This window comes from Stenotrophomonas sp. AB1(2024) (genome assembly GCF_037482345.1).
Lineage (GTDB): Bacteria > Pseudomonadota > Gammaproteobacteria > Xanthomonadales > Xanthomonadaceae > Stenotrophomonas.
In genome coordinates, this window is record NZ_JBBHKO020000001.1 from 216942 (window position 1) to 239987 (window position 23046).

A 23046-nucleotide genomic window follows, 5' to 3' on the forward strand; every position below is an offset into this window, starting at 1 on the left:
GCCTGATCTTCAGCGCACCACGTTGAGTACTTCGTAACACGCGCCCATGGTGTGGTAATCGGTCTTGCCAGCCGGGCTCTTCTCGTTGCTGTACTTGCGGTTGTCCGCATCCAGGATGCGGTACCACGCGCCGTACTGGTGGTCGATCATGTGCTGCCAGGCATAGGCCCACAGCCGGTCGTACCAGCCCCAGTACACCGCGTCACCGGTGCGCGCGGCCAGCAGCGCGGCGGTGGCCAGCGACTCGGCCTGCACCCAGAAGTACTTGTCGTCATCGCACACGCTGCCGTCCGGCGCGAAGCCGTAGTACAGCCCGCCGCGTTCCCCGTCCCAGCTGCGCTCGATTGCAACGTCGAACAGGTGGCGCGCGGTCGGCACCAGCCAGTCGGCCTGGACGTGGCGGTCCAGGATCAGCAGCAGCTTGGCCCACTCGGTCTGGTGGCCCGGCTGGAAACCCCAGGGGCGGAACAGGTGCTTGGGATTGTCGAGGTTGTAGTTCCAGTCGATCTGCCAGTTGCGGTCGTAGTGCTCCCAGACCAGTCCGTTGCCCTGCGCCGCCTGGCGACGGGTCATGTGGTCGGCCAGCAGCAGCGCACGGTCGCGGTAGCGCGCTTCACCACTCGCCTCGAACGCGGCCAGCATCGCTTCGCACATGTGCATGTTCGCGTTCTGGCCGCGGTAGTCGCTGAAGTTCCAGTCCGCATCCGCTTCGTCCCGGTACAGGCCGAATTCCGGCTCCCAGAAACGCTTCTCCAACAGTTCCCACGTCTCGTCCATCCATGCGCGCGCTTCGCCGATACCGGCCTTCAATGCGCAGCTGTAGGCCAGCAGCACGAAGGCCACGCCGTAGCAGTGGTTGGTGGCATCTTCGACCACGCCGTCGCGCAGGGTCCACGCGTAGCCGCCGGAAACCGGGGTGCGGTGCACCTCACGCAGGTAGCGGATACCATGCTCGACCGCCTTCAGGTCTTCCGGCTTGCCGAACTCGCGGTAGGCCATGGCGTGGTTGAACACGAAACGGGTGCTGCTCACCAGGTGGCGGTGGCCGGCGTCGTAGACCGTGCCATCGTCCAGGTAGTAGTGGAAGAAGCCGCCGCCGGGATCGATCTCGTGCGGCTGGTAGAACGCCATGGTCTGCGCGATATGCGCACGCAGGAATGCCGGCGAGCGGAAATCGGGCTGGGCGGGAATGGCGGTGGTCATGCGGCGGTTTCCTGTTGTTGCTGCAGCAATTGCTGGACATCGGCCAGGCTCGGCATCGCGGCGAACGCGCCCTTGCGGGTCACGGCCAGCGCGCCGACGGCGGCACCGAAACGAATGGCGTCCTGCAGGCCGGCAGGATCGCGGCAGAAGTCGACGAAGGCATCGCCATCGGCACCGCGCTCACCGAGCGCGAACAACAACCCGCCCACGAAGGCATCACCGGCGGCGGTGGTATCCACGGTGGGCACCTGGAAGCCGGTGACCACGCCGCTGCCATGGCGGGTATGCCAGCGCATCGGGGCGGCACCGTCGGTGACCACCACGGCCTGCGCATGGGCGGCCAGCAGGCGCTGGATGACCACGGCATTGCCATCGGCGCCCAGCGGCGCAGCCAGGTACTCAAGTTCTTCGCGCGAGAGCTTGACCAGGTCGGCCAGCACCAGCGCTTCCCACAGCTGCGCGGTCGGGTCGACATCGGCCGGCCACAGCGCCGGGCGCAGGTTGAGGTCCAGGCTGACCATTGCGCCTGCGGCGCGTGCGCGCTGCATGCCCTGCAGCGTGGCCTGGGCGATGGCCGCTTCGGTCAGGCTGTTGGAGCATACGTGGAAGCTGCGGGTGCCGTCGAAACAGGCCGGGCTGAAGTGCTCGGCGCGGAACAGCAGGTCCGCGGCCGGCGGCCGGTAGAAGCTGAAACTACGCTCGCCGTGCGCGTCGAGCGCCACGAACGCCAGCGCGGTCTTGGCTGCATTGGTACGCACGATGCAGTCGGTGGCCACCCCGGCGCTGGCCAGGCTGTCGGCGAGGAAGTCGCCGAACATGTCCTGGCCGAGCATGCCCGCGAAATGGGTGTCCGCACCCAGCCGCGCGGCGGCCACGGCGACGTTGGCCGGGGCACCCCCGGCGTACTGCAGGAACGCGCGCGGCGTGTCGGGTGTGGCCGGTGGCTGCGCAAGTAGATCGATCAAAATTTCGCCGAAACAAACAATCTTGGTCATGACGCGCTCAGCCTCCCTGGCTGAAACCGGCGCTCGGGCGCGAACCCGACAGGCCGTAGAAAATGATGTAGCCGTAGCAGACCAACGGCAGGATGAAGGACATCTGCAGCCCGATATGGTCCGCCAGCACGCCCTGCAGGGTCGGCACCACGGCGCCGCCGACGATGGCCATGATCAGCAGGCTCGACGCCTTGTTGGTCAGCGGCCCCAGGCGCTCGACGCTGAGCGCGAAGATGGTCGGGAACATGATCGAGTTGAACAGGCCCACCGCCACCACCGAATACAACGACACCTGGCCGGAACCGAGCATGGTCAGGCCCAGCAGCACCACGTTGGCGACCGCGAACATCGTAAGCAGCAGACGCGGCGAGAATCGGGTCATGATCGCCGAACCTGCAAAGCGACCGATCATCGCCAGCGTCCAGTACGCCGACACGAAGTGGGTCGCCTGCTGCTCGGTGAAGCCGCCGATGTTCGGCATCGACAGATAATTGACCAGGAAGCTGCCGATCGACACCTCGGCGCCCACGTAGAAGAAGATCGCCAGCACGCCGAACAGCACATGCTTGTGGCGCAGCGCATCGAGCAGCGTATGCCGGCTGCTGTCGGCCTGTTCGGTGGTTTCGGTCAGTGCCGGCAGGCGGAACAGGTACACAAACACCGCCAGCAGCGCCAGTGCGATCGCCAGGCCCACATACGGGCCCTGCACGGACTGCGCTTCCTGCACGCGGTAGGCGATCTGTTCGGCAGCGGGCAACGCAGCCAGTTCGTCAGCGCTCTTGACCGTGTTGCCGAGGATCAGCAGGCCACCGAAGATCGGTGCGATCGCCGTGCCCAGCGAGTTCAACGCCTGCGCCAAGGTCAAGCGGCTCGAGGCCGTCTGCTCCGGGCCCAGCAGCGCCACGTACGGGTTGGCTGCGACCTGCAGCACGGTGATGCCGGTGGCCAGCACGAACAGCGCGCCGAGGAAGGCTTCATACACACGCAGTTCCGCAGCCGGCCAGAAGCCCAGCGCGCCGACGGCGGCGATGGCCAGGCCGGCCACGATGCCCTTCTTGTAGCCCAGGTGCGCCACCAGCCGGCCGGCCGGCAGCGACATCAGGAAGTAGGTGCCGAAGAAGGTGAACTGCACCAGCATCGCCTTGGCGTAGTTCAGTTCGAACACCGCCTTCAGGTGCGGAATCAGGATGTCGTTGAGGCAGGTCAGGAAGCCCCACATGAAGAAGATCGTGGTGGCCACCGCCAACGCCATGCGCGTGTTGACCACGGGTGCGGTGGATGACGATGTGGGCAGGCGATGCGTTGGAGAAATGGGCATGCGTAACGCGCCTCAGTATGCGGGCAGGTGAAAGGGAACGGGATCAGCCGACGGCAGGGCCGCTGCTGTCACGGATACGGAGCTGCACCGGTGCCACGGTATGGCGCGGTGCCGCAGTGGGATCGTCCAGCCGCTGCAGCAGCAGTTCGGCCGCCTGGCGACCGCGCTCGCGCGGATTGACGGTCAGGGTGGTCAGCGGTGGCAAGGCCACGGCCGCTTCGGAAATGTCATCGAACCCGGTCACCGCGAAATCGCGGCCAGGCTGCACACCGCGCGAGGCCAGGCCCAGCATCAGGCCCAGCGCAACGGTGTCGTTGTAGCAGACCGCAGCGGTGGGCACGTCGCCGGCGAACAGCTCGCCCGAGCGGGCAGCGGCTTCCAGGCGGTTCGGCGCCGATTCGATCAGCCAGTCCGGCTGCACCGACAGCCCGGCCTCGGCCAGCGCCTGCGCATAGCCGGTGCGGCGCTGGTGGCAGGAACTGGACTCGGCATGGCCGCCGAAGAACGCGATGCGGCGATGGCCGCGCTCGATCAGGTGCTGCGTGGCCAGGTAGGCCCCCTGCTGGTTGTCCAGGGTCAGGAAGTCCCAGTCGCCACCTTTGAGCTCACGGTTGAACAGCAGCACGTTCGCATTGAAGCCCACGGCCTGGCGCACCTCGGTGGCATCGCTGCCTTCGGCCGGCGACAGAATCAGGCCGGCTGGGGTGTGTTCCATCAGCGTGGTCAGCACCGCCTGCTGCCGCGCCGGCGATTCGCCGGTGCTGCCCAGCAGGGTCACGAAACCCTTCGCGCCCAGCGCTTCGTCGACACCGGAGGCGAATTCGGCGAAGAACGGGTTGGACAGGTCGTTGATCACCAGCGCCACGCTGGTCGAGGTCCGACGGCGCAGGTTGGCCGCGCCACGGTTGTACACATAGCGCTGCCGGCGCAGTTCGGCCTCCACCCGCGCGCGGGTGTCGACATTGACCAGCGGGCTGCCCCGCAGCACCAGCGACACCGTTGCCCGCGACACGCCGATGGCATCGGCGATGTCGGTCACGGTGACCGCACGTGCGGCGCCGGCACGGGGCGTGCTGGCGCGGGTTCCCTTGGCAGCGGAAGTGTCCTTTTTCATACTGGCGTCGGCGTCCTCATGGTCCTGCAAGCCTAAACGATCACATCGGTCAACGGATCGCGGCCTGCGGGCTCATTCCAGCGCGGCCCCCGGGGTGGCGCAGTACGACACCGGCAGCGCATCGACCTGGGTACCCCAGCCGGCTTCCGGTGCCTTGTCGCCCAGGGTGTAGGCGATGGTGCCGCCCTGCTGCAGGCGGTTCCAGTCCAGCCAGACCGGGGCATGCGCCTGGCCATCCACCTGCACGCCCTGCACGTACTGCAGCTTGCGGCCGTCGGCGCCCGGCGCCTGCAGGCGCAGCGTGCGGCCCTGGCCAAGATCGACCTCGACCTTGGCAAAGCGCGGGGTGTGCAGCAGGAACTGGCCGCTGCCCGGCACCGCCGGGTACAGGCCCAGCGCGCTGAACAGGTACCACGCCGACATCGTGCCCAGGTCATCGTTGCCGGTGACGCCGTTGGGTGCATTGGTGAACAGCTGCTGCGCGGCGCGCACCACCGTGGCGGTTTTCCACGGCTGGCCGATCAGCGTGTACATCCACGGGGTATGCAGGTCCGGCTCGTTGTTGGGGTTGTAGCGGTACTGGTTGTAGTAGCTGTACGGGCCCACCACCCATTCCTTGCGCGCGGCCTGCAGCGGCGACTGCAGCAGCGCGTCGTAGGCGAAGAAGGCATCCAGGCGCTTGCCGGCGTTTTCGCGGCCGTGCATGGCCTGCACCAGGCCCGGGATGTCCTGCTGCGCCAGCCACTGGTACTGCCATGCCGTGCCTTCGTGGAAGCCATGGTGCGAGCGCGGGCTGTAGTGCCCATCGGCCGGCAGGTACCACTTGCCATCGTCCATGCGCGGACGCGGGAAGCCGCTCATGCCGGTTTCCTCGTCACGCACGTCCGGGTCCCACACCTTCTGCCAGTTGCGCCCGCGCTGGCGCAGCACGCCGGCATCGTCGGCGTGGCCCAGGCCATCGGCCATCTGCGCCAGCGCGCAGTCGGCCAGTGCGTATTCCAGGGTGGCCGAACCGCCGTGGTGCGGATCGACGTCCATGCCCTTGGACGGGAAGGCACGGTCATAGGCGACGTAGCCATTCTCCACATAACCCGGATTGCCCGAGCGACCGGCGTGCCGCGAGTTCATCGGCGGCAGTTCGAACGCATTGCGACGCAACGCGGTGTAAGCCTCGCCTTCGCGTCCGGCCAGCGCGCCGAAGCGCCACAGGTCGACCATGAAGGGCGTGACCGGATCGCCGGTCATGATGTTGGTTTCGAAGTTCGCATAGCCCCAGCGCGGCAGCCAGCCGCCCTGTTCGTTGATGGCCAGCAGGCTGCGGCCGATATCCTTCGTGACCTGCGGCCGGGTCAGTGCCAGCCACTGGTTCTGCGCACGGTAGGTATCCCACAGCGAGAAATACTCGTAGTAGGTCCAGCCGTCGGCGCGGTGGATGTTGTCGTCGTAACCACGGTAGCGGCCGTCGGCGTCGCTGCCGGTCAGCGGCTGCAGCAGCGCGTGGTACAGCGCGGTATAGAGCACGGTGCGATCATCGGCGTGCCTGCTGTCCACGCGCACGGTGGACAGCTCCCTGCGCCACTGCTGCTGTGACAGGCCGCGCATGCGCTCGAAACCGAGCAGGCGGCCGTCCTGCATGCCATCGCTGCGCAGGTTGGCGCGCGCGCCTTCGGCATCCACGTGCGAGATCGCACTCACGGCGGTTACCGCGCGGTCCTTGGACAGGTCGAAGCTCAACCAGGCACCGCTGGGCTTGAGTTCGCCTTCCATGCCGTGGCGGGCGCCGGGCAGGCCACCGCCCTCGCCCCAGGTGCCATAGGCCTTGAACGGACGATCGAACTCGATGCGGAACCAGGTGGTGTACTGGTGGCCGCCGCAGAAGCTCTTGGTGACCAGCTTGCCTTCCACCACGCGATCGCCGACCACGTCGATCACGCTGCCGATCACCGAATGGCGCTCGTTGGCCTGGCCCACGTTGACCAGTACATGGCCGGTGCCGGCCTCGGCCGGGAAGGTGTAGCGCTCGGCCGCGGCGCGGGTGCGTGCGGTCGCCTCGGCATCGATGCCGCCGTAGCTGGTCAGGCGCACCTTGTAGTAGCCGGCCTGGCCGACTTCGCCCTCATGGGTGTAACCGGAGGCGTAGGCCTTGTGGTCGAAGCTCTTGGCATTGTCGGTATCGAAATCACCGCCCGGCCCGATGGTGCCGGTCACCGGCAGCACCGAGACCTGGCCGCCCTGCTCCCAGCAGCCGGCGCCGGAGAGGAAAGAATGGCCAAAGCCGCGGATCTTGGGATCGTCGTAGCGCCAGCCGGCGTAGTGCTCGCCGATCGGGCTGACCTGGATCAGGCCGAACGGGGCCGAGGCGCCCGGGAAGGTATTGCCGTCATCCTTGCTGCCGATGAAGGTGTTGACCTCACGCTCGAGCGCGGCCGGGGCGGCCTGCAGCATCGGAGTGAAGGCCAGCACGACCAGGCAGGCCAGGCCCACCAGGGGGCCGCGCAGGGGCGGAAGGGCGAGGCGGGACGGCAATCGGCGCATGCAGTGGGTCCTATGGTTTGGATCGCTCCAAAGTCACGGCGGCGTGAATTTAGATCGATTTAAGTAAACCACGGACAATTTGCGGGATGCATTCTGCGGCGCAACATGACGGCCTTCCTCGCTGGCCATTGGCACATCTGCACCCTCCCCGTCCATATTGCGCAGCAGCATGCTTCCCTGGGCTGGCCGTGTTAAAAATTCGCCGCCAACGGTTTAGATCGATCCAACTCGAAACCGTCACACAACCGGCCATGGCGGGCTGGGGACACCTGAAACCCCAGCCGACAACCCCTGCCGATTTGGCCTCCGAATTTAGATCGATTCAACGTGTCAGCCAAACGATTCAATCCAAGGGAGAGAGTGGAATGAACCAGATGTCCCGCAAGCACGGCCGCGACGCGTTGTCGGCGGCCATTACCTTCGCATTGGCTGCTGCCGCCTTCGTGCCGGCGACTGCCTTTGCCCAGCAGGCCGCCCCGGCGGCGGCACCGACCGAGACCCCCACCGCGACCACGCTCGACAGCGTGCAGGTCACCGGTTACCGCTTCGCCATCGAAAAAAGCCTGCAACAGAAGCGCGACGCCAACGCCGTGGTCGAAGTGATCACCGCCGAAGACGTGGGCAAGTTCCCCGACAAGAACGTGGCCGATTCGCTGCAGCGCGTACCTGGCGTGGTGATCACCCGCGACGGCGGCGAAGGCAAGAGCGTCAGCGTGCGTGGCCTGGATCCGGACCTGACCTTGACCCAGTTGAACGGCAACTACATCGCCACCTCGGAAACCAACGACGAGGCCAGCCGTTCCTTCAACTACACCCTGCTGCCGTCGAACATGCTGTCCAGCGCCGAGCTGTTCAAGTCGCCCGAAGCGCGCATCGACGAAGGTGGTATCGGCGGCACGGTCATCCTGCATACCCGTCGCCCGCTGGAGATGGAATCCAATTCCGGCTACGTGACCCTGGAAGGCACCTCCTCGGACACCAGCCATGACGTCGATCCGCAGGCATCGGCGCTGTATTCCTGGCACAGCCAGGACGAACGCTTCGGCGTGCTGGTCGGCGTGACCCAGCAGAAGCGCACCAGCCGCACCATGGAAGCCACCACTGAGAACTACCAGTGGTATGGCACCGATACCACCGCCCGCGATGTCAATGGCAACCCGATGAACCAGGGCGGCGTGAACTACTGGTGGGGCAACTCCGGTTTCAACGACCAGAACGGGCGTAACTACACCGACTTCTTCATGCCGACGTCGGTGAACTTCGCCGTCAAGGAAGAAGAACGTCAGCGCAAGGGTGGCCAGTTCACCTTCCAGTTCAAGCCGGTGGACAACGTCACGCTGACCGCGAACTACTTCCGCTTCGAGCTGGAGGGTGACTACACCCAGAACATGCTCAAGATTCCGGAATGGAACATGGCGCGCTACAACCAGGACGGCAACTGGGCCGGTGGTCGCCTGCTCAACGGGCTGACCATGGATCCCAGCGGCAGCATCGTCACCGGTGCGCAGTTCGAAAAGCTGGCCGGCAAGACCTACTACTGCAGCGAAGAGGAGGCCGCAGCGGCCGGCCTGCCGCCGGGTGGCTGGGGTCCGGACGACTGCACCATCCCCACCCCGCAGCTGACCGGCGGCTACAGCCGCGAAAAGGCATTGTCGCAGAGCGCCGACCTGAGCATCGACTGGGACATCAGCCCGTTGTGGAAAGCCTCCTTCAGCGGCGGCCGCACGTGGTCCGAAGGTGGCCCGTCGATGAACTTCCGCATGTCGGCCAAGCCGCGCCGCCGCGTTGATGGCGTGTGGGAGACCGGCAACCGGTATTCGGCATGGGACCTGACCGGCACCCCGTCGGCCACGTTCTCGCCTGACCTGCAGCAGCAGCTGATGAACGGCATCGCCGAAGTGGACACCGGCTCCACCGATTCGTCATGGATGCGGACCGAGGTCAAGCAGAACCACTTCCAGGCCGACTTCACCAAGCTGTTCGAGACCGGCTGGCTGGATTCGTTCCAGTTCGGCGCCAAGTACAGTGATGGCAAGGTCCACCGCAATACCGGCAACACTTATTGGGTCTGCCCGGGCACCGATCCGGCCGACTACGACAACAACCGCTACCAGGCGGGCTGTGACAACACCGCAGGCATCGCCCAGCCCGGATTCTTCCTGTCCAATCCGATTTCCGGCATCCGTGGCGGTTTCGACGCCAACGTGTTCCCGGGCATCGATTACCCGGCGTACATCAACTACCTCAACGATCGCTACGGCGGTTCGCATAACCGCACCGAAGACGACTTCGTCTACAACGTCAACGAGAAGGTCTACGCAGGCTACTTCCAGGCCAACTTCCGTACCGAGCGCCTGCGCGGCAACGTGGGTGTGCGCGTGGTGCGTACCGAGCAGTTCGCCCAGTCCAGCGACTCGATCGAACGTTTCAACGACTACTTCCTGGACAACGCGTCCGGCGCGCCGATGTCGTGCAACGACCCGGCGGCGGCGGCCTTCCCGACCTTCGGTTGCGAAAGCGGCTTCGTCCGCCTGCCTGACAGCCTGGCGCGCGAGAAGTCGTTCGAACTGATCGGCACGGACAAGACCTATACGGACTTCCTGCCGAGCTTCAACATCGCCTGGGACATCACCGAGAACCTGGTGCTGCGCGGTGCGGCGTCCAAGGTCATTGCACGCCCCAGCTACACCAGCATCGCCGCACCGGGCGCGCTGAGCTACTTCAGCGCCGAGTACGTCAATGACCGCCGGGTCGCCGGCGGTGCACCGCAGGAAGGCTGGCAGGGCCACGGCAGCAACAAGGACCTGGAGCCGTTCGAGGCCACGCAGTTCGACGTGGGCCTGGAGTGGTACTTCCAGCCGGGTGCGGTGGCGGGTATCGGCCTGTTCCGCAAGAACGTGGACAACTTCACCGTGCCGGTGGTGCGTGACGTGCAGATGGTGATCGGCGGTGAGTCGGTCACGGTGCAGGATTACGAGACCCAGGCCAACGGCCGCGACGGTGTGTCGCAGGGTGTGGAGCTGTACGGCCAGTACACCTTCGACATGGGTTTTGGCGTGCAGGCCAACTACACCTACAACGACACCAACCTGGCATCGATCGTGCTCGACGGTGAAAGCATCGGTTCGTCGCCGCTGGTTGGCAGCGCCAAGAACCAGGCCAACGTCACGGTGTTCTACGAGAACGAAAAGTTCCTGGCGCGCGCCTCGTACAACCGCCGTGGCGAAGTGGTCGGCGGCCTGAACGGCGGCATGACCGAGTACACCGAGCCGTACGCACAGCTCGACCTCAACGTGGCCTACAACTTCACCGACGCGCTGACCTTCACCGCTTCGGTGTTGAATGCCACCAAGGAAGAGCAGCGCATCCACCTCGGCAACGATACGGATGCCCGTCTGATCTCCAGCCTGTACTCGGGCCGCCAGCTGTACTTCGGCGCGACCTACAAGTTCTAAGCGTCAACCCAACCCCGCCTTCGGGCGGGGGAAACGCTCCTCCACGGCAACCGCGCTTTCACAGGCGGTTGTCGTTTTTTTTGGCCATTGGTAGGTACCGACCGTTGGTCGGTACGCATGCCAAAACCCGTCGTTTGCGCGGGTACGCGTGCAGGGCCGGCGGGTGTGGGGGTACGGGGGGCGCCGTGAACCCTTCCATGGGGGCTCTTACCAAACATCCATGTTTGGTAAAGCCGCCGTACCCCCACACCCGCCGACCCTCCGACAGTCTGTTGGTGGCCAACGGAGATCAAATTCGGCTTCGATTATTTTCATGCGTTACCGGGCGCGGTGTGTTTCACGGCAGTCGTTTGGGAACCGACGCTACCCCGCCGTAGCGGCTTGCACCCTCGTAGAGCCACGCCCTGCGTGGCTGCTTTACCCAACCGCACACGCAATCCGTCGGGGAGGCAGGCGGGTAGCCCCTGTAGGGACTGTCAAAAACATGGATGTTTTTGCCAAGCCCCCAAGGATGGGTTTACGGCGTGTCCCGTAAGGGGCTGCCCGACTGCCTCCCTGCTCGTAGCACCGGAGACGCTGCCGTTGCGGTTGCAGTTGCCTTACGAGACGAGCCCGTCCAACGCAGCCCGCAGCGCGGCCACGGTCGCGGGATCCGTCTGCGTCCAGTCGTTGTCCAGGCCACGCAGGTCGTCATTGCGATAACGCATGCCCGAGGCGCGGACCGCCTTGGCCGACGCATGCAGTTCGCGGCACCCAGTCGTTGTGGCGATGCTGGCGATGTTGCCCGGCCCGATACCCGCGCCAGCCATCACCGACAGGCGATCACCTGCTTGTGCGACCAGCCTGGCAAGCATGTCGCTGCCCGCTTCCGCACTGGCTTGGCCGCCGGAGCTCAGGACTCGATGGCAGCCTAGTGCGATCACCTGCTCCAGGGCGGCCGGCAGGTCGCGCGCGGCGTCGAAGGCGCGGTGGAAGGTCACCCCCAGCGGGCCGGCGGCGGCGATCAGCTCGCGGCACAGCGCGGTGTCGATGTTGCCTTCCGCATCCAGCGCACCGATCACCACCCCGTCGCAGCCCTGCTGCCGGCATTGCGCGATATCGCGCAGCATGATGTCGGCTTCGAGGGCGTCGTAACGGAAGTCGCCTGGACGCGGCCGGATCAGCACGAACAGCGGAATCCGGAGACGCTCCCTCGCCACCGCGATGCTGCCGTGGGAGGGCGTGGTGCCGCCCTCGGCCAGGTTGTCGAACAGCTCGATCCGGTCGGCACCGCCCTGCTGCGCCGCCAGTGCCGATGCAACCGAATTCGAGGCGATCTCGAGGGTATGCCGCGGCATGCTCAGGTCTGCTCGCTCGTATACACCGACGCCGAATCGCGCAGGTCGTCCTGGCGGTCCTTGTCGCACACCGCGTAGACGAAGCCGCGATGCAGTGCATACGCGCCCACCTCGCCATTGCGGTCCAGCGCCAGGAAACACACCTGCAGCGTCTTGCTGGCTTCGGGGCGCTTGCGCACCACCCGTGCGATCGCCTCCCGGCAGGCCTCGGCCGGCGAACGGCCCTGGCGCATCAGTTCCACCACCAGGAACGATGCCGCGTTGCGGATCATTTCCTCGCCAACCCCTGACGCCGTAGCCGCGCCCACCTCGTTGTCCACGTACAGCCCTGCACCGATGATCGGGCTGTCGCCGACCCGTCCATGCAGCTTCCACGCCATGCCGCTGGTGGTGCACGCACCCGCCAGCTGGCCCTGCGCATCGATGGCCAGGATGCCCAACGTATCGTGATTGCTGCTGTCGCCCGGGCGCGTGCGTCGTTCGGCATTGATCTCCGGCGTGTACTGCGCGGTCTTCAGCCACTCGCGCCACGCTTTTTCCGCCGCCGGGGTCAGCAGCTTCTCGCGCTTGAAGCCCTGCTGCATCGCGAACTGCCGGGCGCCCTCGCCCACCAGCATCACATGCGGGGTCTGTTCCATCACCTTTCGCGCGACCGACACCGGATGCAGGATGTCGGTCAACGCCGCCACGGAACCACAGTGCCCATCGCCGGCCATGATGCTGGCATCCAGGCTCAGCACCCCGTCACGGTCCGGATTGCCGCAGCGCCCTACCGTGGGGTTGCACAGCTCGCTTTCCGCCCAGCGTGCGCCGCTCTCCACCGCATCCAGTGCACCGCCGCCGGCCGACAGCACCTTCCACGCCGCCTGGTTGGCGCCCACCCCGAAATCCCACGTGGACACCACCCGCGCACGTCCGCTGGCCCTGGCCTGCACGTGCGGAAATGCCATGACACCTGCGGCCAGCGCACTGGCCTGGAGGAATTGCCTGCGATCAGTCACTCGTTGCTCTCCCAATGCCATCAACCCGCCCCGGGAGGGCCGGGAAAAGAAAATCTACGCCGCCGCGCAGCGATGTTCGGCGTGCCACACGGCTGCGCCAACCACGCCCAGCTCGCCGTGCTCGACCCGCCACACCGGCACCTGCTCCAGCACCCGGCGCATCACGCCCTTGGCCAGGAAGCGGTTGCGGAAATGGCCGTCATCGAGGAACGGGGCGACGTGGCTGGAGATGCCGCCGGCCAGGTAGACCGAGCGCGCGCCGAAGGTCACCGCCAGGTCGCCGGCCAGGCTGCCCAGCCAGCCGCAGAACACCTCCAGCGTTTCAACCGCCAGTGCATCCTCGCCCGCATGCGCGGCGGCGATCAACGCTTCCGGCGTGGTCCATTGCGGCGCCACCCCACGAATCGTGCACAGGCACGGATACAGGTTCATCAGGCCGCTGCCGGACAGGATGCGCTCGTTGTCCACGTGCTCCCAGCGCGCCAGCATCTGCTGCAGCACCTGCAGTTCCAGCGCAGTGCCGGCACCGAGCGCGGCATGCCCGGCCTCGCTGGCCAGCACCGCACGTGCACCGGCCTCAAAACGCAATGCACCGCCCAACCCCGTACCTGGCCCCAGCACCAATGCCGGCCAGCGGCCGCCATCGCCCGGTTCGCCGTTCAATGGCGCCAGCGTGTCCGGTGCCACGTGCGGGATGGCGTAAGCAACAGCCTCGAAATCGTTGATCAGATCGAGCGTAGCCAGCCCTGCGTCGCGGCGTGTCGCCGCCACCGATACCGGCCATGGCAGGTTGGTGTTGACCAGGTGGTCGCCCTCAAGCAGGCCGGCAATGGCCACCACCGCCGTGGCAGGCGCGAGATGCTGCGAACCACGGAATGCCGCCAGAATTGCCGCCAGGCTGGCGAACTCGGCGCAGGCATAGCGACGCAGGTTGCGGATGCGTGGGGCTTGGCCGACCACCACGTCTGCCAAGGCCAGGCGCGCATAGGTACCGCCGACATCGGCAACGATCAGGGTGTCGCGGGAACCCGGGCGTGGCCGCAGCGCGCTGGAAACATCAGGGTGGACCGGATGGGCGTCCGGAAACGGTGTCGCAACGCTCACTCGCGGGCCTTGGGTTGGGTTGAATGCATCGCCGGGATTTTCGGTGATCGTGTTGGCTTTGCAAAGCTGTGGTGTGCCGTACGCGGGCGTACTGCGGCTTGGGTCAGCACCGCCTGATTGCCAGGCAGAGCCTGGCACTACGGTTTGGACCGCCTGGTTACCCGGCAGGGCCTGGCACTACGGTTTGGACCGCTTGGTTGCCAGGCAGGGCCTGGCACTACGGTTTGGCTACCTGGAGGCGGTAGGTGGTGCTGGCGGTGGTGGTGGGGCCATCGGCATGGACTGCGCGTACTTCCACCTTGTGGGGGCCGGCTGCCAGGTCGGTGGGCAGGGCGCCGCGCCAGAGGTGCGGTGAGGGGGTGGCTTCGGGCGAGCGGTCGAAGCCACGCAGGCGCTCTGCCGTGTCATCGGCAACGTTTTCGACCAGCAGGCGCGGGTCGGGCTGCTCCACCCGCTTCATGCCCTGCCATGCGCCGTCGTCGACGCGGTACTCCACCAGCGTGTCGTCCTGGCCCATGAACACGTTGGCGTACACGCCCCATGCCGGGTATGCGCCCTTGCGCAGCACCTTCGGTGCGTGCAGCGCGATCTGGTAGTCGTCCGGTGCGCGTGCCACGTAGTAGCGCAGGCCGTACTCGCCGCCGGGCTTCACCGAAAGCACCGCATAACCATTCGGCGTGCCATCGCTCATGGTGGCATCGGGTATGCCGCTGCTGTCCTTGACCCCGGACCAGAAGGCGCCGCAGGCCGCGCCGACGTTGTACTCATGCAGCGGCCGGCTGCCCTGCCAGCCTTCGGCGGCACCGTGGTAGTAGTGCTGCTGGGTGTGGCTGTGCCCGCTCAGGACCAGCACGTTCGGGAAGTCCCTGAGCAGCGCGAACAGGCGCGCACGGTCGGCATGGCGGAAGGTCTCGCGGCCCGGTGCGGCGTCGAACAGCGGAATGTGCATGCCCAGCACCAGCAGGCGGTCGCGCGGCACGCTCTTGAGGTAGTTGGCCAGGAAGGTGAACTGGTCGGGGCGCAGGCCACCGACGTACTTCGGCTTGGCGGTCGGGTCGTAGACGACGTCGTCGAGGAACACGAAGCTGGCTCCGCCCTCCTCCACCGCATAGGTATCCGGGCCATAGACCGCGCGCCAGCTGTCCAGCGAATGGCGGTCGTCACCGGCATCCATGTCCAGGTCGTGGTTGCCCGGCACATGGAACCACGGCACCTGCAGCTGTGCGGTGACCTGGTTGATCTGGGGATACAGGGACAGATCGTCGTTGACGATGTCGCCCAGCGTGGTGCCCAGCCGCGCCGGATGCTTGCCGATGATCGGTTCGACGATGGCGCGCTGGTAGTAGTCCACGTCCTGGCGGCTGGCGGTCTGCGAATCGGTGAACACCAGCATCTCGAAACCGGCCCGCGCCGCATCGGCGTCCTTCACCGGCTCCAGCGCGAAATCCCAGTTGCCGACATTGCCGCCGGTGGCGGCGATGCCGTCGTACTTCAGCCGCGGCGAACCCTGCGGGGCATAGTGCCGCCAGTAGCCGGGCATGCCGTTGGCGGCCGCCGGGAAGCGGTACTCGTCGGGCTTGATCACGAACACGGTCTGGCCCTCGCGGACCGGCAGCCTGTAGCTGCCATCGGCCGCGGTGCGCACGATCAGTTCACCGTTGGAGACCTGCACCCCCGCCAGGGCCGGATCGGTCGGACCGCGGCCGGGCTTGCCGTCGCGCTCCTGGTAGACCTTGCCGGTCACGGTCGCCTCGCTGGCCCAGGCAGGTGCGGACATCAACAGCAGGCAGGCCAGCCAGGCAGCAGTGCGGGTCATCGAGGCGTTCCGTTGGAGGTGGGCGGTTGTAAAGCGGCACATGATCGCGTGTGGCCCGTTTCAACGACGTTAAACGACATGCCGCCCGCTCATCCGGCGTGGCGGGCCACCAGCACCCCGACCGCATCCTGCAGCGACAGCCCACGGGCGCGCAGCAGCACGGTCAGGTGGAACAGCAGGTCCGCGGATTCGCCGAGCAGCGCGCCATCGTCCTGGACGACGCCGGCCAGCGCCGTTTCGACACCCTCTTCGCCCACCTTCTGCGCGATCCGGTGCAGACCCTGTTCAAACAGCGTGGTGGTGTAACTGTTGGCCGGGCGGCGCTGTTCGCGATCGCGTACCAGCGCGTCGAGACGGCCAAGGAAGTTGCCGGGCGCCTGGGCGAAGCAGCTTTCGCTGCCGGTGTGGCAGGTCGGCCCAGCGGGACGCGCGCTCACCAGCAGGGTGTCACGGTCGCAATCCACCCGGATGGCCACCACCGCCAGCACGTTGCCGGACGATTCGCCCTTGGTCCACAGCCGCTGCCTGCTGCGGCTGTAGAAGGTCATGTGCCCGGTTTCCAGAGTCAGGGCGAGCGATTCGGCATTGGCATGGCCCAGCATCAGCACAGCCAGCGTATCGGCGTCCTGCACCACCACCGGCAGCAGGCCATCGCCCTTGGCCCAGGCCAGCTGCTCCAGCGCCTCGTGCGAGGGCAATACTTCAATAGACATCCCGTACCTCGATCTGCTGTTCGCGCAGGAACTGCTTGAGCGCGGGAATGGCGATGGCGCCACTGTGGAAAACACTGGCGGCCAGCGCGCCATCGACGTCGGCCTGGTCGAACACATCGGCGAAGTGCTGCATGTCACCAGCGCCGCCGGAGGCGATCAGCGGCACGTGGCACAGCGCCCGCGCCCGGCGCAGCTGGGCCACGTCGTAGCCGCGGCGCACGCCGTCGCTGTCCATGCAGTTGAGCACGATCTCGCCGGCGCCACGGCGCTGTGCCTCGACCAGCCAGTCCAGGGTGCGCACCGGTACGGCCTGGGTCTTTTCCGGGTCGCCGCTGAAGCGGCGCACGCGCCACTCGCCGTCGGGCTCGCGGACCGAATCGATGCCGACCACCACGCACTGCACGCCGAAGGCATCGGCCAGCTCCTCGATCAGGGCCGGACGGCCCAACGCGGGCGAGTTGATCGAAATCTTGTCCGCGCCGGCATACAGCACCCTGCGGGCGGTCTCCACGTCGCTGATGCCGCCGGCCACGCAGAACGGAATATCGATCCGGCGCGCGATGCGCTCGATCCAGCCTACATCCACGGCGCGCCCTTCCGGGCTCGCGCCGATGTCATAGAACACCAGTTCGTCAGCCCCCTGGTCGCGGTAGCGCAGCGCCAGTTCGGCAATGTCGCCCATGTCCACGTGGTCGCGGAAGCGCACGCCCTTGACCACGCGGCCATCGCGCACGTCCAGGCAGGGAATCAGCCGGCGGCTCAACATGCCAGCGCCTCCTGCAGGGTCATGCGGCCTTCCAGCAAGGCCTTGCCCAGGATCGCACCGCCGCAGCCCACGGCCCTGGCTTCGGCCACGTCGGCAGCGCTGCGTACGCCGCCGGAGGCCTGTACCGCCACGCCGGGCAGCAGCGCGGACAGATGCCGGTAGAGGTCGATGTTCGGGCCGGACAGCATGCCGTCGCGGGCGATGTCGGTGCACAGCAGGTGGCGCATGCCGGCCTGCGCGTAGCGCTGGGCCAGCACGTCCAAGGTCACATCGGCGGTTTCGGTCCAGCCATGTACCGGCAGCAGCCAGCGGCCATCGTTGGCCTGGCGCGCGTCCAGTGCGATGGTCAGGCGCTCGGCGCCGAACTCCCGCAGCCAGTCGATCACGGTGTCCGGTTCACGCACCGACACCGAGCCCACCACCACCCGCGCCGCGCCGGCATCCAGCAGCCGCGCCACATCGTCGCGACGGCGGATGCCACCCCCGGTCTGCACGTTCAGGCCGCTTTCGTTGGCGATCGCCGACAGCAGCGGCGCCAGGGTGTAGCCACCGGCGCGCGCGGCGTCCAGGTCGACCAGATGCATCCAGGTCGCACCGGCAGCGGCGAACGCGCGCGCGCGTGGCAGCGGGTCGTCGCCGTAGGTGGTCTGCTGGGCGTAGTCGCCCTGCAGCAGGCGCACCACGCGGCCCTCACGGATGTCCAGCGCGGGATAGACGGTGAAACTCATGCAGGTTCGTTCTCGATGAAGTTGCGCAGGATCCGCGCGCCGGTGGCGGCGGAACGCTCGGGGTGGAACTGCGCACCACTGTGGCGGCCACGCTGCACCACCGCCGCGAACAGCCCGCCGTGGTCGCACGCGGCCACGGTGTGTTCGTTCAAAGGCGCGGCATAGCTGTGCACGAAGTAGGCGCTGGCGCGGTCGGCCACGCCGTCCATCAGCGCCGCCTGGCGCAGCGGCAGCAGCCGGTTCCAGCCCATGTGGGGAACGCGGATGCCGGTGGCCGGGTGCAGGTGGCGGACCACGCCCGGCAGCAGGCCGAGGCATTCCACGTTGCCTTCCTCGGAATGCTCGAACAGCAGTTGCATGCCCAGGCAGATGCCCAGCAACGGCACCTGCAGCTCGCGCAGCGGCTGCACCAGCCCCTGTGCGTGCAGCCGCGCCATGCCGTGCGGTGCGGCGCCGACGCCCGGCAGGATCACCCTCGATACCCCGCGCAGGCCCGCCGCATCGCGCACCAGCGTCACGCGCGCGCCAAGGCGTTCCAATGCGTAGCGCACCGAGCCGAGATTGGCGCCGCCGGCATCGATGAGTGCAACGTCGGTCACAGCGCCCCCTTGGTGCTGGGCAGCGCCGTGCCCTGGCGCGGCAATGCCTGGCGCAATGCGCGGGCCAGTGCCTTGAAGCAGGCTTCGACCTTGTGGTGGTCGTTGTCGCCACGCACGCTCAGGTGCAGGTTCAGGCCGGAGGCATCGCACAGCGAGCGGAAGAAGTGCGGCACCAGCTCGGTCGGCATGTCGCCCACGCGCTCGCGCTTGAACTCGCCTTCGAACACGAAGTACGGGCGGCCGCTGAAGTCCAGCGCGGCGCTGGCCAGGGTCTCGTCCATGGGCAGGGTAAAGCCGTAGCGACCGATACCGCGCTTGTCGCCCAGTGCTTCGCGCAGCGCCTGGCCCAGGGCCAGCCCGGTGTCTTCGATGGTGTGGTGCTCGTCGATGTGCAGGTCGCCCTCGGCCTGCACACTCAACGCGAAGCCGCCGTGCTTGCCGATCTGCTCCAGCATGTGGTCGAAGAACGGCAGCCCGGTGTGGGTCTGCGGTTCGGCGGTGCGGTCCAGGTCGACCTCGACGCGGATGCGCGTTTCCCTGGTATTGCGCTGTACGGTGGCGCGGCGAGGCGCGTCGGCCAGCTCGTGGGCGATGCCGTTCCAGTCCCACTCACCACCGAACTGCTCCGTGCGCAGCTGGAAGCCGCGGATGTTCATGTTCTGCGCGAACTGGATGTCGGTCGGGCGGTCGCCGACCATCGCCGAGCGCGCCCAGTCGATGCTGCGGTCCTGCAGGTAGGGCAGCATCATGCCGATGCCCGGCTTGCGCGTGGGCGCGTTGTCGTGCGGCCAGCTGCCGTCGATCAGCACGTCACGGAACACGATGCCCTGGCTGGCGAAGATCTGCAGCATCAGGTCATTGGGGCCATCGAAGGACGCCTGCGGGTAGCCTTCGCTGCCCAGCCCGTCCTGGTTGCTGACGATCACGAACTGGTAGCCGGCGTCACGCAGCTTCAGCATCGCCGGGATCACATCGCGCACGAAGCGGATCTTCTCGTAGGCGTCGATCTGGAAATCGGCGGGTTCTTCGATCAGGGTGCCGTCACGGTCGACGAACAGGATGGGGGTCATGCGGCGGCCCTCCGGGCGCTGAGTACCTGGAGCACGCGGTCGTTCTCTTCCGGGCTGCCAACGGTGATGCGCAGCGCATCGTGCAGTTGCGGCGCGGCACGCTGGTCGCGCACCACCACGCCGGCCGCCAGCAGCGCATCGAACGCGGCCTGTGCGTCACTGAAACGGATCAGCAGGTAGTTGCCGTGCGAGGGATACACGCGCACCACGCCTGGCGCCCGCTGCAAGGCAGCCGCCAGGCGGGTGCGTTCGCTCTTGACCTGGGTAACGCGCCCGGCGGTAGTTTCAAGCGCGGCGGGGTCCAGCGCGGCCAGGGCCAGCGCCGCGCACGGCGCCGGCACCGGATACGGCGCCTGGCAACGGCGCAGCATCTGAATCAACGCGGGGGCGGCGATCAGGCTGCCGATACGTGCTGCTGCAAGGGCGTGTGCCTTGGACAGGGTGCGCAGCACCGCCACATTGTCGCGGTGCGCCAGCAAGGTGGCGGCCGATGGCTGCTCCGCGTACTCGCCGTAGGCCTCATCCACCACCACCAGCGCCCTGCCCTGCAGCGCCCGGGCGACGCGTTCGACTTCTTCCAGCGAGATCGTGCTGCCGGCCGGGTTCGACGGCGTGCACAGGAACACCAGTTTGGCATTGCCAGCCAGCGCAGCGGCGACGATGGCGTCGATATCCACCTCCAGCGCATCACCCGAATCACGCAGCGGCACTTCCAGCAGCGGTGCATTCTGCAGTCGCGCGCACACCGCGTACATGCCGAACACCGGTGGGGTCACCAGCACGGCATCGCGGCCCGGTTCGCACAATGCGCGAACCAGCAGGTCGATGGCCTCATCGCTGCCCCGGCCGATCAGCAGCTGGTCCGGGGAGCAGCCGTACAGCGCCGCCAACCGCGCACGCAGCGCTTCGGGTTGCGGTTCGGGATAGCGGCGGGCAATCCCCTGCGCGTCCGCAGGATTGGCCCAGGCCGATTCATTGGCGTTGAGCCACACGTCACCCACCAGCGCGCTGCTGCGCGCCGAGGAGTACCCGGCGAACACGCGCAGGTCGCTGCGAACCAGATCGAGCACGGTGGCGGCGCTCATGCGGCCGTCTCCATGCGCAATGCCACGGCGTTCTCGTGCGCATCCAGCCCTTCGGCACGCGCCAGCACGCGGGCGCAGGTGCCGATGGCGGCGATGCCCTGCGCGGTGGCAGCCTGCACGCTGATCATGTTCTGGAAGCTGGCCACGCTCACCCCGCTGTAGGCGCGTGCGGCACCGGCGGTGGGCAGCACGTGGTTGGTGCCGCTGCAATAATCGCCCAGCGCTTCGGGGGTGTAGTCGCCGAGGAACACCGAGCCGGCCGCTTCCACCTGCGCCAGCCAGTCGCGCGGCGCGCGCAACGCCAGGATCAGGTGTTCGGGCGCATAGCGGTTGCTGATCTGGAACGCCTGCACCAGCGAATCGACCAGGATCAGGCGCGAGCACTGCAGCGCCTGCGCGGCGATGTCGGCGCGCGACAGCTGCACCAGCTGCACCTGTACCTGTGCTTCGACCTTGGCCAGCATGTCGGCGTCATCGGTCAGCAGCAGCACCTGCGAATCGGGGCCGTGTTCGGCCTGCGAGAGCAGGTCGGCGGCGACGAAGGCGGGGTTGGCGCCCGCATCGGCGATCACCAGCACTTCGGAGGGACCAGCCGGCATGTCGATGGCCGCCGCGCCATCCTGCGCGACCTGCTGCTTGGCCTCGGTCACGTAGCTGTTGCCCGGGCCATACAGCTTGTCGCACGCCGGTACGCTGGCCGTGCCGTAAGCCATCGCCGCAATCGCCTGCGCGCCGCCCAGCTTGAATACCCGGTGCACGCCGGTCAGGCGTGCGGCCACCAGCACCGCCGGATCAGCGCTGCCATCGCGGCGCGGCGGGGTGCACAGCACCACTTCACGGCAGCCGGCCAGCTGCGCCGGCACGCCCAGCATCAACGCGGTGGATGGCAGCGGCGCGCTGCCCGCCGGCACGTACAGGCCGACCCGGCCGATCGGCCGTACCATGCGTTCGCAGCGCACGCCCGGTGCGGTTTCCACCGCGTAGCCCTGGCTCATGCCGGCCTTGTGGAACAGGCGGATGCGTTCGGCCGCTTCGGTCATCGCCTGGCGCAGCTCAGCCGGTACCGCGCGCTCGGCGGCGGCGAACTCTTCGTCATTCACTTCGAACGAGGTAGGCGCCACGCCATCGAAGCGCAGGCTGATCTCGCGCAACGCGGCATCGCCATCGTTGCGCACCACCGCGATCAACGCCGCGACCGATTCACGCGTACGTGCAGCTACCGCCTGCACCGGGCGCTGCAACGCCTCGGCCTGGGCGGTGCTGCTCAACTGGGACCATTGCAGACGATTCATGCCAGCGACCGCTCCACGCTCAATACCATCAACCCCTGGGCGCCCGCGCGCTCCAGCTCTTCCAGCCGCTGCCAGGTCAATGCGCCGTGGCACATGGTCTGCAAACGCAGGCGGCCGCCGTCATCGGGCAACTGCACCAGCGGGTCGGCATCGGGCAGCAGGCGGGCCAGCTCGGACACGCGGTCCAGTTCGGCACGGAACATCAGCAGTTTGCTGTCCTGCACCTTCACCACGCCGTCAAGGCGGCGCAGCAGCATCGCCATCAGGCCGGCGCGGGCATCGTCGGGGGTCTTCACCGGGCCGGCCAGCACCGCTTCGCTTTCCAGCAACGTTTCCACCGGCTTGAGCTGGTTGGCCGCGAGGGTGGCACCGCTGGAGACCAGGTCGCAGATCAGATCGGCCGTGCCGAGACGCGGGGCGATTTCCACCGAACCGGACAGTTCCACCACCTGCGCGTCCACGCCACGCTCGGCCAGCCAGTTGGCCAGGATGGCCGGGTAGCTGGTGGCGATGCGCTTGCCGGCCAGCTGCTTCACGCCCTGCCAATCCCATTCTTCCGGTATAGCGAGCATCAGCCGGCACTGGCCGAAGTTCAGCCCGCGCAGGGCCTGGTAGGCATCCGGCAGGCCGATCCGGCGGCGCGCGGCGCCCTGTTCGTCCAGCTCGTTGCGGCCGACGATGCCGAAATCGCACACGCCATCGGCGATCAGCCCGGGGATGTCGTCGTCGCGCACCAACAGCAGGTCCACCGGCAGCGATTCGCCGTAGCAGAACAGCTTGTCGCGGCTCTGCCGCCAGCTCAGCCCGCATGCGGTGAGCAGGCCGCGCGCCGGTTCGGCCAGGCGCCCGTTCTTCTGGATGGCAATGCGCAGCCGGTCACGTGCCGGGGCGGTCTGGGTTGCACTCATGGGGGAG

The 23046-nt window shown here is 67.3% G+C and carries 18 protein-coding genes; 1 reads left to right on the forward strand and 17 read right to left on the reverse strand.

The annotated features are described in order from the left end of the window. Positions 1 to 9: 9 nt before the first annotated feature. The 5 genes from WIX41_RS00915 to WIX41_RS00935 form a co-directional block, all read right to left on the reverse strand. Positions 10 to 1203: an AGE family epimerase/isomerase gene (locus tag WIX41_RS00915; protein ID WP_339445319.1), complete on the reverse strand. Its 1194-nt coding sequence runs from the start codon at positions 1201 to 1203 to the stop codon at positions 10 to 12. Beyond that, a complete protein-coding gene (locus WIX41_RS00920; protein ID WP_339445320.1) occupies positions 1200 to 2198 on the reverse strand; it encodes a carbohydrate kinase family protein in 999 nt (332 codons plus the stop codon). The genes WIX41_RS00915 and WIX41_RS00920 overlap by 4 nt, the downstream gene beginning before the upstream one ends. 7 nt (positions 2199 to 2205) lie before the next feature. Then, the gene (gene fucP, locus WIX41_RS00925) at positions 2206 to 3516 is read right to left on the reverse strand and encodes an L-fucose:H+ symporter permease (protein ID WP_339445321.1); all 1311 of its coding nucleotides are present in this window, start codon (positions 3514 to 3516) and stop codon (positions 2206 to 2208) included. 43 nt (positions 3517 to 3559) lie between these two features. Then, the gene (locus WIX41_RS00930) at positions 3560 to 4630 is read right to left on the reverse strand and encodes a LacI family DNA-binding transcriptional regulator (RefSeq protein ID WP_339445322.1); all 1071 of its coding nucleotides are present in this window, start codon (positions 4628 to 4630) and stop codon (positions 3560 to 3562) included. A gap of 72 nt (positions 4631 to 4702) precedes the next feature. Next, complete coding sequence (locus WIX41_RS00935) at positions 4703 to 7165, reverse strand: GH92 family glycosyl hydrolase (RefSeq protein WP_339445323.1); 2463 nt, start codon at positions 7163 to 7165, stop codon at positions 4703 to 4705. Between the two features lie 365 nt (positions 7166 to 7530). Between WIX41_RS00935 and WIX41_RS00940 the strand changes: the two genes are divergently transcribed. After that, complete coding sequence (locus tag WIX41_RS00940) at positions 7531 to 10620, forward strand: TonB-dependent receptor (RefSeq protein ID WP_339445324.1); 3090 nt, start codon at positions 7531 to 7533, stop codon at positions 10618 to 10620. A 599-nt stretch (positions 10621 to 11219) separates the two neighbouring features. On the opposite strand, the gene WIX41_RS00945 is transcribed toward WIX41_RS00940, so the two are convergent. The 12 genes from WIX41_RS00945 to hisG all read right to left on the reverse strand — a co-directional run bounded on the left by WIX41_RS00945 (position 11220) and on the right by hisG (position 23039). After that, complete coding sequence (locus tag WIX41_RS00945; RefSeq protein WP_339445325.1) at positions 11220 to 11957, reverse strand: copper homeostasis protein CutC; 738 nt, start codon at positions 11955 to 11957, stop codon at positions 11220 to 11222. Between the two features lie 2 nt (positions 11958 to 11959). Further along, positions 11960 to 12958 (reverse strand): N(4)-(beta-N-acetylglucosaminyl)-L-asparaginase, encoded by a 999-nt coding sequence (locus tag WIX41_RS00950; RefSeq protein WP_409187288.1) that lies wholly within the window; start codon positions 12956 to 12958, stop codon positions 11960 to 11962. Between the two features lie 54 nt (positions 12959 to 13012). Then, positions 13013 to 14002 carry a glucokinase gene (locus WIX41_RS00955; RefSeq protein WP_409187426.1) on the reverse strand — a complete coding sequence of 330 codons (990 nt, stop codon included), beginning with the start codon at positions 14000 to 14002 and terminating at the stop codon, positions 13013 to 13015. A 277-nt stretch (positions 14003 to 14279) separates the two neighbouring features. Then, the gene (locus WIX41_RS00960) at positions 14280 to 15878 is read right to left on the reverse strand and encodes a calcineurin-like phosphoesterase family protein (RefSeq protein ID WP_339445328.1); all 1599 of its coding nucleotides are present in this window, start codon (positions 15876 to 15878) and stop codon (positions 14280 to 14282) included. A gap of 89 nt (positions 15879 to 15967) precedes the next feature. Then, positions 15968 to 16591, reverse strand: a complete 624-nt coding sequence (gene hisIE / locus WIX41_RS00965) for a bifunctional phosphoribosyl-AMP cyclohydrolase/phosphoribosyl-ATP diphosphatase HisIE (RefSeq protein WP_339445329.1) — start codon at positions 16589 to 16591, stop codon at positions 15968 to 15970. Continuing rightward, positions 16581 to 17357, reverse strand: a complete 777-nt coding sequence (gene hisF / locus WIX41_RS00970) for an imidazole glycerol phosphate synthase subunit HisF (protein WP_339445330.1) — start codon at positions 17355 to 17357, stop codon at positions 16581 to 16583. Before hisF ends, hisIE begins: the two co-directional genes overlap by 11 nt. After that, positions 17351 to 18085, reverse strand: a complete 735-nt coding sequence (hisA, locus tag WIX41_RS00975; protein WP_339445331.1) for a 1-(5-phosphoribosyl)-5-[(5-phosphoribosylamino)methylideneamino]imidazole-4-carboxamide isomerase — start codon at positions 18083 to 18085, stop codon at positions 17351 to 17353. Before hisA ends, hisF begins: the two co-directional genes overlap by 7 nt. Continuing rightward, positions 18082 to 18684: an imidazole glycerol phosphate synthase subunit HisH gene (hisH, locus tag WIX41_RS00980; RefSeq protein WP_339445332.1), complete on the reverse strand. Its 603-nt coding sequence runs from the start codon at positions 18682 to 18684 to the stop codon at positions 18082 to 18084. Before hisH ends, hisA begins: the two co-directional genes overlap by 4 nt. Then, a complete protein-coding gene (gene hisB, locus WIX41_RS00985; protein WP_339445333.1) occupies positions 18681 to 19754 on the reverse strand; it encodes a bifunctional histidinol-phosphatase/imidazoleglycerol-phosphate dehydratase HisB in 1074 nt (357 codons plus the stop codon). Before hisB ends, hisH begins: the two co-directional genes overlap by 4 nt. Then, the gene (hisC, locus tag WIX41_RS00990; protein WP_339445334.1) at positions 19751 to 20839 is read right to left on the reverse strand and encodes a histidinol-phosphate transaminase; all 1089 of its coding nucleotides are present in this window, start codon (positions 20837 to 20839) and stop codon (positions 19751 to 19753) included. The genes hisB and hisC overlap by 4 nt, the downstream gene beginning before the upstream one ends. Continuing rightward, positions 20836 to 22131 (reverse strand): histidinol dehydrogenase, encoded by a 1296-nt coding sequence (gene hisD / locus WIX41_RS00995; RefSeq protein WP_339445335.1) that lies wholly within the window; start codon positions 22129 to 22131, stop codon positions 20836 to 20838. Before hisD ends, hisC begins: the two co-directional genes overlap by 4 nt. Then, a complete protein-coding gene (gene hisG, locus WIX41_RS01000; RefSeq protein ID WP_339445336.1) occupies positions 22128 to 23039 on the reverse strand; it encodes an ATP phosphoribosyltransferase in 912 nt (303 codons plus the stop codon). The genes hisD and hisG overlap by 4 nt, the downstream gene beginning before the upstream one ends. Between the last annotated feature and the right edge of the window lie 7 nt (positions 23040 to 23046).